We start from the raw sequence: 14,225 nt of genomic DNA on the forward strand, positions 1-14,225 counted from the left end.
GTCTTAAGTTTGATTCGCATGGGAATTTTACGTTCGGGTGTTTTCTTCCACTCATAGAAAGAGTCAGCAAGTATTAAACAACGTTTCTTTTTATAGGCATTCTTAAAACTTGGTTTCTCAGCGATTGTCTCAGCCCTAGCGTTGATCATTTTGTAACCAATCTTTTCATCTTTAGCCCAGAAAGGGATTAACCCCCAACGAAGGTAGCCTAAACGATTCTTAGTTCCGTCATTGATAACTGACAAAACAGAGTGTGAAGGAGCTATATTATAACTGAATTGATACTCGTCATTAAATGGAGCATTTATGCCAAAACGGTCTATTATTTCTTCTATGTCAGTGAACAAAGTGTATCGTCCACACATAGTATCACCTACTTGTTAGTTTAATTAGGTTGATTCTAGCATATGATCCTTTTAGTGACAAATCAGCGTTCCAGAATTCCAATATTTCTATATGGTTGATTGGATAATTTGCATTTTATGTAAACATAATAGATCAATCATTTGCCTCCCTGAATATAAATATATAAAGAAGTAGAGGACTTTTTTGCACTTATAACTCTCATAATCGCTATTATTGTCGGTGTTCATTTTCTTCCCTTGGCCCATCTTTTCCAAGTAAGAATTGGTTAATAGCCAAAAATGTTAAGTATCATAACATAAGAAGTAGATCAAGTGTTAAGTACAAGTCTTACACAAAGGATCTTAGGATACTTTCGAGGTGATCGTTAGTGGATACGAATCTGTCGTCGAAACCATCGCAATCAAAATCGTCCTTTTGGGCGGGGATCGCTGTTTTTGTATGGTCCATTGCTTATATGCTGCTACACCTATATTGGGCTATAGGCGGAAGAATGGGGCTGTTCCTACTAAAACCCAGTGTGGCTGCATCTTCCTAGTTTCAACTAATTAATTGGGTTGCTACACCAATCTTTATTGCTGCAGGACTCGTAGGCCTTGGTTTCATTTATATAGGCAATAATAAAATTCTGCGCTCGTTGTTGCTTTCCATATCTATGTTAGGGTGTTCGATAGGCACTGCTCATGGCATTTTTGGCATTGTCTATCGTGGCTTGCAAATTGCAGGTGTGATTGGCTTGGAGAATGGGACATATCATATCCACGATGATATGTACGTAGTGTGGGATATGGTCATGTTCGAACAGTGGTTTTTGATTGAGGGCATTTTACTTGCTATTGGAGGATGGTGTTTTTTGAAAGGAGCGCGGAGCAGGAAAATTTGGCTTGCGGTGTGTATATTTGGCACGCTTGTTGGGGTGGTCACAGCGATGCTGGGTGTGCGATTTGCCTAGTTAATGTGTTAAAGAAACCAAGTGATGAGCTGCTGAGACTGTTATACTGAGGTAAATAAAGTACGAGGGACAATATATCGGTTGTTAAGTTTTATATTGTCTGAGGTTATTGGACATTCGGGCGCTAATCTTGTATAACATAGGTGGAAAATGATCATTTTTTTATAAAAATCTCATACTTATCTAAAAATAGTAACTCCATTTTGATCAATCTTTTTTCAAAATGGAGTTTTTGAAGTTGCTGTTAGATTAGGATTGAGGGATATTTTTCAATCAATATTTATTCCAAACTACAATAGAGGCTATAATAATTTTCTCGGTATTGTAAGCGAGAAATTAGGCTTTTTCTTCAAAATTCCAGTCAGTGGTCGGTGTATTCTATAATAAATTATAGTCTAACCTTAACCTCAGTACCGTCCTTAGCTTTGACATCTACTAGCACGAACCCCTTATAATTTTTCAGTTCCTTGACGATAGGCTTTAACGTTTTTTTATCTATTAATGGAAAGGTAAAGTCCAGTTCTTTTCTTTTGAAGTGCTCTTTTGTCCATTTGTTTGCATTTTGCTGAAAAAATTTTGAAGACAAAATTGAAATAACAATGTTTAAAATAGCATATGGAATTGGGATGGTAAACCGAAGGTCTTTTGCTTTCACTTTTACATGCATCATAAGCAAATCACTAATCAATAATGACCGAAACGGTATCCCCGTTTGCCGATTTAATATCAACAATTTGGCCATCTAATTCGTTTTCGATTGCTTCAATAATAAGGCTTATGTCTATATCTTTAACGTATTTTTCCGATTGAGGAATACTCGCTGCGATGCTGTGTCCAGCCATTAATACTACCTTGACAAGTTTTATAGGCAAATTGACCGTGACGTTATCATTTTCGGCCGATACAACACGAATTTTTAATGTTTTATCTAAATATTTAGTCGGCTTTTCAAAAAGCTTATTACCTGTTTTTTCTTTCTCTTTTAATACTTGAATCAGTTCTGTACCCTTATCTGCTTCAATCTTCCCTTCTTTAACCATTGTTAGCACTCTTGTAATTTCCTCTTTCATGATAAATTCCTCCCTAATCCTCTTTTAAGAGCTTAATGGCTTCTTCATATGTGATTTCGCCATTTTCCAACATGGTGACAACCTTTTTCTCGTCTACCTCATTTTTCTTCTTCTGCACATATCCAAGGGATGAAATGATGTCTGTTAGCTTGCCTCGGACCGTTGGATACGAAATTCCCAGTTCCTTTTCAACTTCTTTGATATTCCCTCTGCATGTTAAAAATACTTCCACAAAATGAAGCTGATCCTTTGATAAGGATGCCAGCTTAGATAATTCAAACTCATTTTCAATCGTAGTGTGACAATGAGAGCACTGTAACTTTGTAATTTTCAATGTTTTACTGCAGACAGGACAATTTGTAATTACTTTATAAGCCATAATGAAATTCCTTCCTTTTAGTTGATTCGATTATATAACAAGAAATCAAAAATATAAATAATTAAATTTAAGTTTTTTAAATAATAAAATCAATAATGTTAATTTATTATTCAATATCATTAATAATCCGTTTACATTATTCATTCAAGTATTATATTTACCATAATGGTTGATATTGTAGATATTAGACTTGGCGAAAATACCCAATTATATAATGAGCACGATTACTAGACTTTGGGATGCTGACTAATAATCCATGGATATTTGATATTAATATTCCAACTGATGATGATTCAGCAGTCGTTAGCACTGATGTATTATTTAATGATTTAGAACTTGAAAATTATTAAGCTTAAGGGTTGAATAATCTCCGATTATGCAGTGATATGAAGACTTGGTCTATATTTTAGTTATTCCAGCATAGGGTGCCTTTTTAGAATAAGGAAGGCATTTTTGTTTTAAATAAAATCATGTGGAGACAAAGGATTTTACGCAGAATTTGTCGAAGTATGTCTTTAACATTTTGTATTAAACCAATAAAATATATTTATTGTTCTCTTGTATGTTGATATGAAGGAGGGGGAGACAAAGTGTATAGGTTGAATAGTATTGTGTTAATAGTATTATTTACGATTGTCGCAGGGTGCAGTAAAGTTGAAGAAGAAAATCGTATAGATACTATTCAAGAGACTAGAATATGATTTCTTTTCTTCAAGATAACGGAGCAGATATGTCTGCTCACGTAAACGTAGAACTTTTAGAATAGATATTGTTTGTTTTGAAACAACAAGTGATAAATATATACCGGTATCTTTAACAATAGGGCGCGTTTATTTAGGAACGCATCTTTTTTATTTAATAGGCCATTTAATGGAGGAAGGACCTCAAGAAAAATAGTACTTATGGTATTGTTAGTGTGCTGTTTGTGAAAGATTGTATTTAAACTATAAGTGCATTAAGTTTAGGAAGGGATTTTTATAAAAATATAGAAATTATTAGAGTGACAAAATTTTCAAAGATTACAGAAGGGAAAGTGATTAACATAAAAAAGGTTATCTGCATTTTGGGGATATTATTTCTTTTGGCACTAGTAGGCTGTTCTTCTAAAAATAATGCTGGTCAGGATAAACCAAAAGAATCTATTAATAATCAACATAAGGTGGAGGAAACCACAAAAGAAAGTGGTAAAGATATTGTCAGGGATGAACGTTATTGGAAAGAAAGCGAACACTTTAAAATTGATAATAACACACTAATTGGAACACCCAATCTCTTAGGGGTTACATTTGATGAAAATGATAAATTTTATGTAAATAAACCTCAAAAACATATTTGGTATTTTTGGGGAACTGGTGAACAATTGAATGGTAAACTAACGGTAAAAGCAATTCACCAAGACACTTCTGAACAAATTGAGTTAGTAAAAGATGCTCCTATGGGTGGTTCGCTTAATGGAGCTAATGGCCACGCCCCAACAACTATGAAATTTAATAAAAGTGGGAAGTGGGCTTTAGATACCTATATAGGTGATAAATTATTTGGTAGTGTTACCATTATGGTTGAGGATTAAATAGAAACTAGTCACTTGCCATAGTTAAAATTACTATCGCTGTTTTTAAAATTTTCTTATTAGGAATAGTCGTTACTCCATAATCAGGCGCTTTTCTGTAATAAGGAACAGCGCTATTTCCATTTAGGGCCATATAATTGAATAAAACCTTTAAGGAAAACTGGATATCTATGTTGAAATATTGTTGAGTTTGTAAAGAATTACACTTAAGCTAACGAGCAGTATAGTTGAATTAACATTTTATTAATAAGTAGTTATAGCATCTTTGTTAAATTTACGAGTGCGAAAAAATTTTTTGTTGGTTCTAGAAAGAAAAATACTATATCATAACACTAGTTCTGTTTGAGATTTATATACAAACAAAAAGGCAGGTAAGTGTTATGGAGATAAAGACTGAACGATGTACTGTACGTCGATTTGAAGAGAAAGATCTTGACGATTTTATGCAATATAGAAATGATGAAAACTGGATGCGATATCAGGGTTTCAAAGGATTGACAAAGCAAATGTATGCTAAAGAATTACTTAGCGAACCTTCTTTTTTAAAGGGGGTACAGCTTGCCATAATCAACAATACAACTAATCGATTGATTGGTGATGTTTATTTAAAAAGGGAAAATTACACTTTTTGGATTGGATACACTATAAGTCCTTTTCACGCCAAGCAAGGCTATGCATATGAAGTACTTGTTAAAATTATCGCTTGGCTCAAGCAAAAAGGCTGTATCAATATAAATGCAGGTGTTTCATCTGAAAATCTTGCTTCAATCAACTTACTTAAAAAGCTTAAATTTACTTATCTTTCCACAGATGATAACGGTGAACTTATATATTCATTGGATTTGCAAAAGATATGAACTTTTCTCAATGACCAATTCGCTTAAAAGAAAATAATAATATGTTTAAAAGGATTAATCTTATGATGTAATTCACTTAAACTATCGGGTGCTTTTCTTAAATAAGCAACAACCTTTTGCGACATCCAGACTAACTACTTGATTCCTGTATTATCTCCTCCTGATGTAATGGATTGACCGGTAACCTCTATCTACCTTGTCATTCATATCTTCGCTTGTTATACGGGATCACTATGTCCCAACCAGCCTAATCATGTGTTAACAAGTAGAGGGCGAACAGTTTAATGGTCGGGATCAAGCCCCACGGGCGCGTACATTCTACCCCGGCTACGGTTATCATATATCGATATAAAAAAAGGTCAACCAGAAATATTTTCTGACTGACCTTATAATACGAAAGGGCGCTTTATTGGAGGAAAAATCACAAAAATGAACCAGCTTTTTTTTAATGAGTGATTCAATTGAATATATTAAGAGTGTGTTTTGATCAATCTTTTTTCAAAACATGCTCTTTTTTTTTGTTCGTTTATTAAGGTTATTAGTGTCAATTGATGCAATCGGAAGAAAAAGGTTGTAAAGATTACCTATCGATTAAACAGCTATAGCACCCTGAGTAATAACTTGAAAGTTCTTTTACCTAGTTGTCCAATTTCAATGAACCTAGTAAGTTGGAATTTAATAAACAGACTACATAAGACTTTAATCGACAGCGTTTTCATTTATTATATTTTATACTAGTAATTCGATATATAGATAGATACAAAAAAATAAAATCGATTAATACAGCATTACTTTTATAAACAAATTCCTAGATAAATTTTTCTTATAGGAAAAACAATATATCAATTTATTAAGTAATAGATTTCAGTAGAGTTTGGCGGAGGGATATGTGTGAATGTAAATTTCAAGGTAAATCAAAGTGTTGGAAATTATGCTAATTTAGAAGATAAGGTATTGGTAAAGATGGCGCATAGTGGCGATAGCGAATCACTGGCATTTTTAATTAATAAATACCAGAACTTCGTTCAGATGAAAACACGTCCATACTTTTTAGTCGGTGCAGATAAAGAGGATCTAGTTCAAGAGGGAATGATTGGTTTATATAAAGCTATTCGTGACTTTAAGGAAGACATGAATACCTCGTTTAAATCTTTTGCTGATCTTTGTATCACAAGACAAATATTAACAGCGATCAAAGTGGCTAATCGTCAAAAGCATGGTCCTCTAAATGCTTATATATCTCTGGACAAGCCACTTTACGATAATGAATCAAACTATACGCTAAAGGATATGATTTCTGAACAAGAAATAACGAATCCGGAAGTTTTAATCATAAACCAAGAAAACTTTGATGATATAAATAAAAAAATATCAAAATTGCTTAGTGAATTGGAAAGAAGGGTGATGGACCTTTATATTAAAGGACATTCATATGTGGAAATTTCTGAAGAATTGAACACGCATGTAAAGTCGATTGATAATGCTCTACAGCGAGTCAAAAGAAAACTTGAACAGATACTGAGGGAAAAAATCGCAATCTAAAAAACTTCTTGGGATAATTCTTTTTATGAAAATATACATCCTCCTTAATTTAAAGAAACCCTACATTTTGATCAATCTTAGTTCAGAATGGTTTCTTTGTTTATAATAAAATTTGATTTAAGAATGGGAATAGTATCAGAGCATTCCCGATCAGAATCAGGGTATAGAATGTACCCATCGAAAACAGTTGATCGAATTCGGTTTATTAAACGAATGCAAGAATTAGGATTCTCTTTACCTTAAATTCATAAATTACTTGGGGTAGTTGATAAAGATGATGAGCGATGTCTGCATATGTATGATTTTGTCATTCAGAAAATAGATGAAGTACAAAAGAAGATTAAAGACTTAAAAAGAATAGAACATATGCTTACTAATTTGAAAGAATGTTGCCCTGATGAAAAATCTTTATATGAATGTCCTATTATTGAAATCTTAATGAATAAGAAAAAGGTGGGAGAATGATGGAAAATTGTTGTAGTAACGTAAATAAAATAAGAACTGAAAGTGATGGTATCTGCCCATTATGTAAAAATAATGGTAAAAAGGTACTGTTAATTACACTAAAATCATTACTTAAACCATCCGCATTAGAGTCATTAAATGCAAAAGAAAGTCACTATTTTTGCTCAACTAAAAAATGTAACGTAGTCTATTTTGATACGAATAATAACATGTATCTTATATCTGATATACAGGTAGCTGTTTATCAAAAAGATGATTCGTCTCTTACACCGATTTGTTATTGTTTTGACTGGACAAAAGAGAGAATAATGGAATATGTTGAAAAAGGTATTATTCCTAATCCGGTAGAACATATTCGAGAGAACATAAAGGAAAACCGATGTGGTTGTGAAGTGAATAACCCTCAAGGTAGTTGCTGCCTAGGAAACGTTACAAAGTTTATTAATCAATTAACATAGGGAGGATTTTATGGGTTATTGTGAAGATATGAGAGAAATGATCGGAAATGCTCCACTGATAATAGTCCGACCAAGCGTTGCTATAATAAATAATAAAGGCGAAATATTATTGTATAGATATTCAGGTGCACTTTGGGGAATTCCAGGTGGAATTTTGCAGTTAAATGAGTCAGTTGAGCATTGTATTAAAAGAAATGTAAAAGAAGATTTAGGTTTGATGCTAAATTCTCTAAGATTATTTGGTGTTTACTCTGGTCAGGAATTAAAAACAAAACCTGAAAACGGTGAAGATGAATATCATACTGTTGCAATTGGTTATTTATGTACGGACTATGAAGGAGAATTAATACCAGATGAGAATCAAGTAATTGAAGCTGAATTCTTCAAGTTGGACCAATTACCTGAAGAAACAGATCCTTCCATTAAGAAAAAGTTGGTTGAATTGAAGGAGAAGCTTGTAAAAAGTTAATGTAAAAGCTATTTCTTTATCGAGCTAACGAGTTCTTTAGCACGTTAACTAATAACAATTTTTGAAGTTCTTTTAAAATTTTTTGATCTTCAGCAATCAGGTGCGATTGCTGAACAAAACAGGTAGAAATGATCTAACTTTTTTTAAAAACCTAACCTAAATCTGCTAAAAATGAATCTATTTTGATCAATCTTTTGTCACAATGGATTCTTCTTATTTATCATAAAATATGGGTTTGCGAGGTGTTTTTGATCAAACTTTATTTCAAACCAACAGTTGTAGTAGCATAAGATAGAAACGACAATACGATTGCTCGTAAAGCAGGAACAGTACGTGTTAAAGTCGAAGTAATCGACACTGTATATGGTGAGTTTATTCACCGTCTGTTTTTTATGTACTGATACAGCCACTAACTACAAGAAGTTTGCCAAACTTAAAGGATCATTACACGAAATGGTTAATGAACACCAAAAACAGTATGTGAAAAAAAGAATATATCACATACAACACGTTAATAACTTCCATAAACGATTAAAAGGGTGGTTGGAGCGTTCTCAAGGTATGGTAACTCATTAATTGGACAACTACCTCTATTGGTTTCGTTGGCTCGAATAGGGAAAGATTTAGCATTTGGTAAATGAATAGAGCAAATGCTCATTTCAGCGTGTCAAAAGTCTAAATATACAACGGTTGAGATGTTGCGATGTGCATAAAAGAGACCTCAAAATAGAGGTCAATAAATTACTTTTCTATTGTAATATATTCATCGTCTTTAAGTCTCTTAATTTCACAATTTTCAAGCGTTTCAAATTCTTTCAGTCTATCTTCAATTGTCTTGCTTGTACTAACCTTGAACAAATCTTCTCTGTCGTAGTGAGGGAAAACAAGTTTATCCGTTAATCCTAATGCTGAAAAATCTTTAGTATTTAGTGTATCCATTTGCGGAGTTAAGTAATGAACGACCTTAATATTAGGACCAAGTAGAACAGCACCAGCACTAACACCTACAATAAATACATTTTTTGAAACGAATGGCATTTTTCTGAAATAAGCGATTTAAATACAAAAATATTAAAAGAGTATAAAGATAAAATCAATATGGAGTAGCAATGAAAAGCCCTAAAAGAGAATTAATCTCTCTTTTAAAGCTTTTTTACGAACTAAACTTTAAAAAGTATGCATAACTAAAAAGTATGCATAACTAAATAAATATCATCTGCAATTCTAGACCTAATAATTGTTAAATAACAATAAACATGTCTAATTAAAGAAAAGTCGTTTCATTTATTATCAAAACATAAATTGTAAAAAGTCAAAAAATAAAGGTCGATACATATTAGACATCACCCTAGCCTTCAACTACTTACCTCAAAACAAGAAGAAAACCAAAAAATAATAATTATCTACTTTCCATTGCAATGTTAAGAGATTCTCTTCATAAAATTCTCGATTTATCTATGGAGTAATGGAGTTAGCCTGAAGTTCAGTAAAAAAGGATATGATGATTATTAGCGTTCATACTAACAATAAGAAGCAGGGTGGATTTTATGTATGATGCTTGGATTTATAATCATTTCATAATTACTATGTTCTTCCCTGTGTTAGTGATGGGTGGAACGATAATAATATCAGCTATCTTTATTTATTTTGTATCTAGAAAACAAAACAATTTGTAAAGGAATACCCCTATATATCTTTGATCATTAAGTTTAACCATAGCATTGAACGCTAATCTAAACACTTATCAAATGATTCCCCACTTTTAACCCCAGAAATAGGATCTATGAACAGCGCATAGAATAGTATAGAAAGACTGCGGCTAATGCTAGACATGTAGGGGATGTTTTTATATGAGTACCAGAATGATCCGGCAGTTGAAAGGTTAAGGCAATAGGAATTAATCCAACTTGTATTTGTGTATGGATTTGGCTGCATATTCACCTATCCGCGCTTGTACTTACATGACCTCCTTAAAAATACAAGCCTTCTGCCCATTTCGTCACGTACATATGGAATCTTTATCCGAATGTAGAAGACTTAAACGTGCATCGCATATTATGGCTAAAGGCAAGATGCTTATTTTTACTTATAACAAGTATTTACCTGTTTTTTCGCTCCCGATGTGCTTCAACGAAGTTTTCAGCCTCTCTGCGCATGAGAAAGAAGGTGATGACTCCAGATAAAATAGATCCACCGGCTGCTATCAGTATTCGTATTGGCATATCGATCATTGCATAATCTTTATTCAACATCCACATAGCAAAAAAATAAACGATAATTATAACTGGAATAACTAAAATAAATCGTTTCATCCTACAGCTTCCTTTCTTATTCCTTTTAATTTAGTTTATCATAAATCAAATAATAATATTTCCATCATTTCCAAAGCTAATATTTCTAGCGTGTGAATACTGATGTATCATCTCCTTTTTTCATGGTTAAGAGAAGAAAAGTTTGCTTATTTAGGACTATTTTGAGAATAGCGTTAGCTTTATATGGTGTTATTGTAAATTTTTAATTATATCAAGGGGAAATGTTAAATTGGAACCAAAAAAAGATAACTTAACAGTGAAACCACCTACTACTTTTAGAGAACAAGTAGAGTTGTAAAAAAGTAGGAACCTAAAAAAGGAAGCAAAGAAATTTGAAAAATTCCCTATATATGCTGCAACATATATCACTCAGAGGTTGTTAACCAAAACTAAAGGAAACAGATGTACGTGATTAAAGAAGACGAGCATAAAAAATTATCGGAAGAATCGCGAGTATAAAAGTTTTGTTATATAGAAGATTCATAACCGTATAGTAGGTTATCTTATAGAAATCCATGGAGATATCTGTGATGGTGATTTAGTAGATCATTAATATAACGTTTATGGAAGGAATTATAAAAAACAGTTAGTACGAGAGCTAAAGGATTCTGGTTTTTATTATGGGAAATATTAACATTCGATGCAAGGTCAAATACGCGCAAGTAAGGTTTTGCACGGCAGCACTACAGCTAAAGATAAAAGAGATAAGGACGAAAGGAATGCACCCGTCAGGGTGCTTTTTTTTCTTTTCCATTTTGCCTTCCGAATCGTAAAACAGCGCAAGCCTTCTAAGCTTATCCGGTAGGACACCCGAACTTTACCGGCAAAAAGCTAAGAGGTCTAGTCAATCGATCAAGGGGCACAAAACTATTTTATTAAAAAAGCTGTGCAACATAAAAAACTTTTGTGGAAAAACTTAAAACACCAAATCCATAATTGAAAAAACTTTAGGAGGTGGGACAAGTCCAATCGGTTAGCCAGAGAATCAATGGAAATAAGTAATTCAAGAAATTATACGAAAAAGGAGTGTTTTAAATGGCATTAACCCCAATTATTGAAGTAGTACGATTAAGACAGGAATTCAGGGAATCATCAGAGTTTTCATCTTATCGGATTTCATCATCAGGAGATGCGCAAGAATAAGCAGTTTCATATATTGCAGATGAAGATAGAGAAGTATTTCTTGTGATGATGCTAAACTAAAAATCAAGTTATCGGGCTTCATAGAGCATCAATGGGAAGTTTGACCGCAAGTATTGTCCATCCAAGGGACGTATTAAAAAGCGCGAAAAATTATGAAAAAAATCTTACTGGAAATGAATAGGAACTTGAAATGATACGCAAGGAATAACTTTAAGTTTCAGATAAAGAAAAGCAAAGACATCGTAAGGAGTCTCAAAAAGTAGCGAGAAATTTTGATTTTACTGAAGCGGAAACTAGGATGCTTATTGACCAACAGTTACAGGAATCTTTGTGGGATGCTGATACAGAAAAAATACGGTGGCGCACTGCTTCATGAATCCATCATTGTTTTTTTATTCTAATCTGGGTAGTTGTTCCACGTGTCTAGCCAAGGGTATTATTTATGCTATTTTACCAATTGGACCAACGAGCACTATGGCAGTGTTCATTTTTAATACTTATAAAAAGTTTTTCCCCTAGTTTAGATCCGGTCGAATCTACTCATACTATCGATAGTAATAGTCGAATTTCCCAGAGGTGAACCACATTTGGAACTAATTTACCGAGCAGTTATTGTGTTTTTGGTCGGATTTTTATTTTTAAGGCTGTCAGGAAAAAAGGCCGTGGCCGAAATGCACTCGTTCGATTTATTGTATGTCTTTGTGCTTACGAATATTATCAGTGCACCGGTTGTGGTCAATAATCTCGGAAAAGCCATCATCTATGCTGGAATCACCGTTATTATTTATAAAATTATCGGCCGTTTATCCCTACATAATAAATTAAGATGGCTCTTATATAACAGTCCTACTGTATTGATTCGTAATGGGGACATCGATCGAAAGGGACTGAAAAAGGTCCGAATGCCTGTGAATGAATTATTGTCCCATTTGCGGGTGAAAGGTTACACGGATACACAAAATATCGCCATTGCCGTTATGGAGGATTTTGGTGATATAAGTGTCATACCTAAGGCTGATTACCGACCTGTGCAGCCGAATGATTTAAACTTAAAGGTAAAAAAAGAATATGTGCCAATCCCTCTGATTATGGATGGCCAAATTGTTTCCCATAATTTAAAATACCTAAAGCTGGACATAGATTGGCTAATGACTGAAGTGAAAATAATGGGTGAAAAAGTAGAGAGCATCATGCTGGCCACGTTTCAGGAAAATGGAAAGTTATTTATTGATAATAATGAAATCAAAGATCATAAAAATGCGCCTTATTACTACAAGCCAGGAGAGGATAATTGATTAATTTCCCGCCCCAACTCAGCATATTCCTTTTTAAATATCATTAGGAATAAAGCTGTTGAGGGATGGGGAAAATAGCATTCCTTGATATTGAAGAAGTTCATTTCAAAAGAACAACTAAAATATTTCTTTTCTGAGGCATATTATCTTCACTTGTACAGTCCTACCTCATTCGGATCATTTATTGTTCGAGGAGACATTCCTCTCTTGGATGCTTTTTGTTTTACGGTACGTTATTGGTTAGTGTATACATTTATATTTATTTGTTCATTAACAATCTGGCGCTATTCTTAAAAAGAATTGTGCCTTATTTAGCTTTAGGGCCAATTTAATTGAATAAGACTTCCAAACAATACTGAGTATTTATTTGAGATGTAGATTTGAAATAAAGTCACTATGTTTATAAAAAAAGATGCGATGTTTTGAATAAAGTCGCGACGTTCCCCTTTGGATATGATTATCTAAATGAGTGTTTTTATATCGAATTAAAAGGCGGATTAATGAACTTTGATTGAAAATAGAGTTTTTCCTTTAAAGTGCCAGATTGTTGAAAATCGTGTAGACAAACGTTTTCGATCAGCTGGAAATTTTTAAAAATTAACTTTGTCTACAAACTAAAAGTTAAAATAAAAATATATTTGTTGACAATATTAATAAGAAAATATAATATCGGTATATCCTAATATTACGATTAACTTTTCTTTTTTAGTTTTTTTTAATAGAAGAATAACCTTTATCTCAATATCTATAGAAGAAGGTTTTACACAATCGGTAGAGTGGGCAAAATATGTTGATAAATCAGGATATCAACATTACTCGTTATCATAACATCATAGTACAGATGCGTTAGCCTGGATCTTCTCCTGAAATTCATGCTAGCTATTTGTTAGATAAAACAGTTAATATTAAGGTAGGTACTGATGGTGTTATGTTACCACAATATAGTGCATACAAAGTAGCAGAGAACTTCAAGGAAGCGTCTTTTGTAAAAAGAAAGGATACTGGTTAACGATGGAAGAAAAACAAGTAATCATTGATGAAAAAATTGTAGACATGTTTAAAGCATTATCAAATGCAACTAGGTTGAAAATTATCCAAATGTTAAAAGAGCCGGAAAACAACTTCCCTCCCCAAGTTCATATCCATAAGGGAGACGATTTCCAAGGAGGGGTTTGTGTGGGAGATATACGAGATAAGATAGGCTTGGTTCAATCAACTACTTCTCAATATTTATCACTATTGCAACAAAGCGGTCTTTTAGAGATGAAACGAATTGGCCAGTGGACATATTATCGCAGAAATGAAAAAGTGATTACACAATTAGAAGGTTTTATTGGTAAACAACTGTAA

General features: G+C 33.1%; 15 protein-coding genes and 2 pseudogenes. 11 read left to right on the forward strand and 6 right to left on the reverse strand.

Annotated elements, in window-relative coordinates; genetic code table 11:
- A partial coding sequence (locus HNP81_RS18395; RefSeq protein ID WP_182503583.1) for an SOS response-associated peptidase occupies positions 1-365 on the reverse strand: 365 nt, incomplete at its 3' end.
- A 734-nt stretch (positions 366-1,099) separates the two neighbouring features.
- On the opposite strand from HNP81_RS18395, the gene HNP81_RS24010 reads away from it, so the two are divergent.
- Positions 1,100-1,315 carry a hypothetical protein gene (locus HNP81_RS24010; RefSeq protein WP_246399450.1) on the forward strand — a complete coding sequence of 72 codons (216 nt, stop codon included), beginning with the start codon at positions 1,100-1,102 and terminating at the stop codon, positions 1,313-1,315.
- 388 nt (positions 1,316-1,703) lie between these two features.
- Here the strand turns inward: HNP81_RS24010 and HNP81_RS18405 are convergent, their stop codons facing one another.
- Genes HNP81_RS18405 through HNP81_RS18415 form a run of 3 tightly spaced genes read right to left on the reverse strand, consistent with a single transcriptional unit; the run spans position 1,704 to position 2,764 of the window.
- The gene (locus HNP81_RS18405; protein WP_182503584.1) at positions 1,704-1,985 is read right to left on the reverse strand and encodes a hypothetical protein; all 282 of its coding nucleotides are present in this window, start codon (positions 1,983-1,985) and stop codon (positions 1,704-1,706) included.
- A gap of 10 nt (positions 1,986-1,995) precedes the next feature.
- Positions 1,996-2,385, reverse strand: a complete 390-nt coding sequence (locus HNP81_RS18410; protein WP_182503585.1) for an SHOCT-like domain-containing protein — start codon at positions 2,383-2,385, stop codon at positions 1,996-1,998.
- Between the two features lie 13 nt (positions 2,386-2,398).
- Positions 2,399-2,764: a DUF2089 domain-containing protein gene (locus HNP81_RS18415; protein ID WP_182503586.1), complete on the reverse strand. Its 366-nt coding sequence runs from the start codon at positions 2,762-2,764 to the stop codon at positions 2,399-2,401.
- A 1,000-nt stretch (positions 2,765-3,764) separates the two neighbouring features.
- Here HNP81_RS18415 and HNP81_RS18420 point away from each other — a divergent pair.
- The 7 genes and pseudogenes from HNP81_RS18420 to HNP81_RS18450 all read left to right on the forward strand — a co-directional run.
- Entirely contained in the window at positions 3,765-4,334 is a 570-nt protein-coding gene (locus HNP81_RS18420; protein WP_182503587.1) for a DUF4871 domain-containing protein, read from the forward strand.
- Positions 4,335-4,714: 380 nt separating this feature from the next.
- Positions 4,715-5,191, forward strand: coding sequence for a GNAT family N-acetyltransferase (locus tag HNP81_RS18425; protein WP_182503588.1), 477 nt, complete (start codon positions 4,715-4,717; stop codon positions 5,189-5,191).
- Positions 5,192-6,076: 885 nt separating this feature from the next.
- The gene (sigH, locus tag HNP81_RS18430) at positions 6,077-6,733 is read left to right on the forward strand and encodes an RNA polymerase sporulation sigma factor SigH (RefSeq protein WP_376766769.1); all 657 of its coding nucleotides are present in this window, start codon (positions 6,077-6,079) and stop codon (positions 6,731-6,733) included.
- Between the two features lie 87 nt (positions 6,734-6,820).
- Positions 6,821-7,198: pseudogene (locus tag HNP81_RS18435) on the forward strand (MerR family DNA-binding protein).
- Positions 7,198-7,656, forward strand: coding sequence for a putative iron-sulfur cluster-binding metallochaperone (locus HNP81_RS18440; protein WP_182503651.1), 459 nt, complete (start codon positions 7,198-7,200; stop codon positions 7,654-7,656). Before HNP81_RS18435 ends, HNP81_RS18440 begins: the two are co-directional and overlap by 1 nt.
- Positions 7,657-7,666: 10 nt before the next feature.
- Entirely contained in the window at positions 7,667-8,125 is a 459-nt protein-coding gene (locus HNP81_RS18445) for an NUDIX domain-containing protein (RefSeq protein ID WP_182503590.1), read from the forward strand.
- Positions 8,126-8,415: 290 nt separating this feature from the next.
- A pseudogene (locus tag HNP81_RS18450) lies at positions 8,416-8,838 on the forward strand (IS1595 family transposase); the annotation flags it as partial.
- A 28-nt stretch (positions 8,839-8,866) separates the two neighbouring features.
- Here HNP81_RS18450 and HNP81_RS18455 read toward each other — a convergent pair.
- Positions 8,867-9,163 carry a Type 1 glutamine amidotransferase-like domain-containing protein gene (locus HNP81_RS18455; RefSeq protein ID WP_051404886.1) on the reverse strand — a complete coding sequence of 99 codons (297 nt, stop codon included), beginning with the start codon at positions 9,161-9,163 and terminating at the stop codon, positions 8,867-8,869.
- 1,061 nt (positions 9,164-10,224) lie between these two features.
- Positions 10,225-10,437, reverse strand: coding sequence for a histidine kinase (locus HNP81_RS18460; protein ID WP_182503591.1), 213 nt, complete (start codon positions 10,435-10,437; stop codon positions 10,225-10,227).
- A 1,234-nt stretch (positions 10,438-11,671) separates the two neighbouring features.
- Between HNP81_RS18460 and HNP81_RS24475 the strand changes: the two genes are divergently transcribed.
- The 3 genes from HNP81_RS24475 (at position 11,672) to HNP81_RS18470 (ending at position 14,225) form a co-directional block, all read left to right on the forward strand.
- On the forward strand, positions 11,672-11,761 hold the full coding sequence (locus HNP81_RS24475; protein WP_312859701.1) for a hypothetical protein: 90 nt from the start codon (positions 11,672-11,674) through the stop codon (positions 11,759-11,761).
- A gap of 406 nt (positions 11,762-12,167) precedes the next feature.
- Positions 12,168-12,875: a DUF421 domain-containing protein gene (locus tag HNP81_RS18465; RefSeq protein WP_028390990.1), complete on the forward strand. Its 708-nt coding sequence runs from the start codon at positions 12,168-12,170 to the stop codon at positions 12,873-12,875.
- Between the two features lie 1,011 nt (positions 12,876-13,886).
- Positions 13,887-14,225, forward strand: a complete 339-nt coding sequence (locus tag HNP81_RS18470; protein ID WP_034300900.1) for an ArsR/SmtB family transcription factor — start codon at positions 13,887-13,889, stop codon at positions 14,223-14,225.

The organism is Peribacillus huizhouensis, from assembly GCF_014138605.1.
In the GTDB taxonomy this organism is placed as follows: domain Bacteria; phylum Bacillota; class Bacilli; order Bacillales; family DSM-1321; genus Peribacillus; species Peribacillus huizhouensis.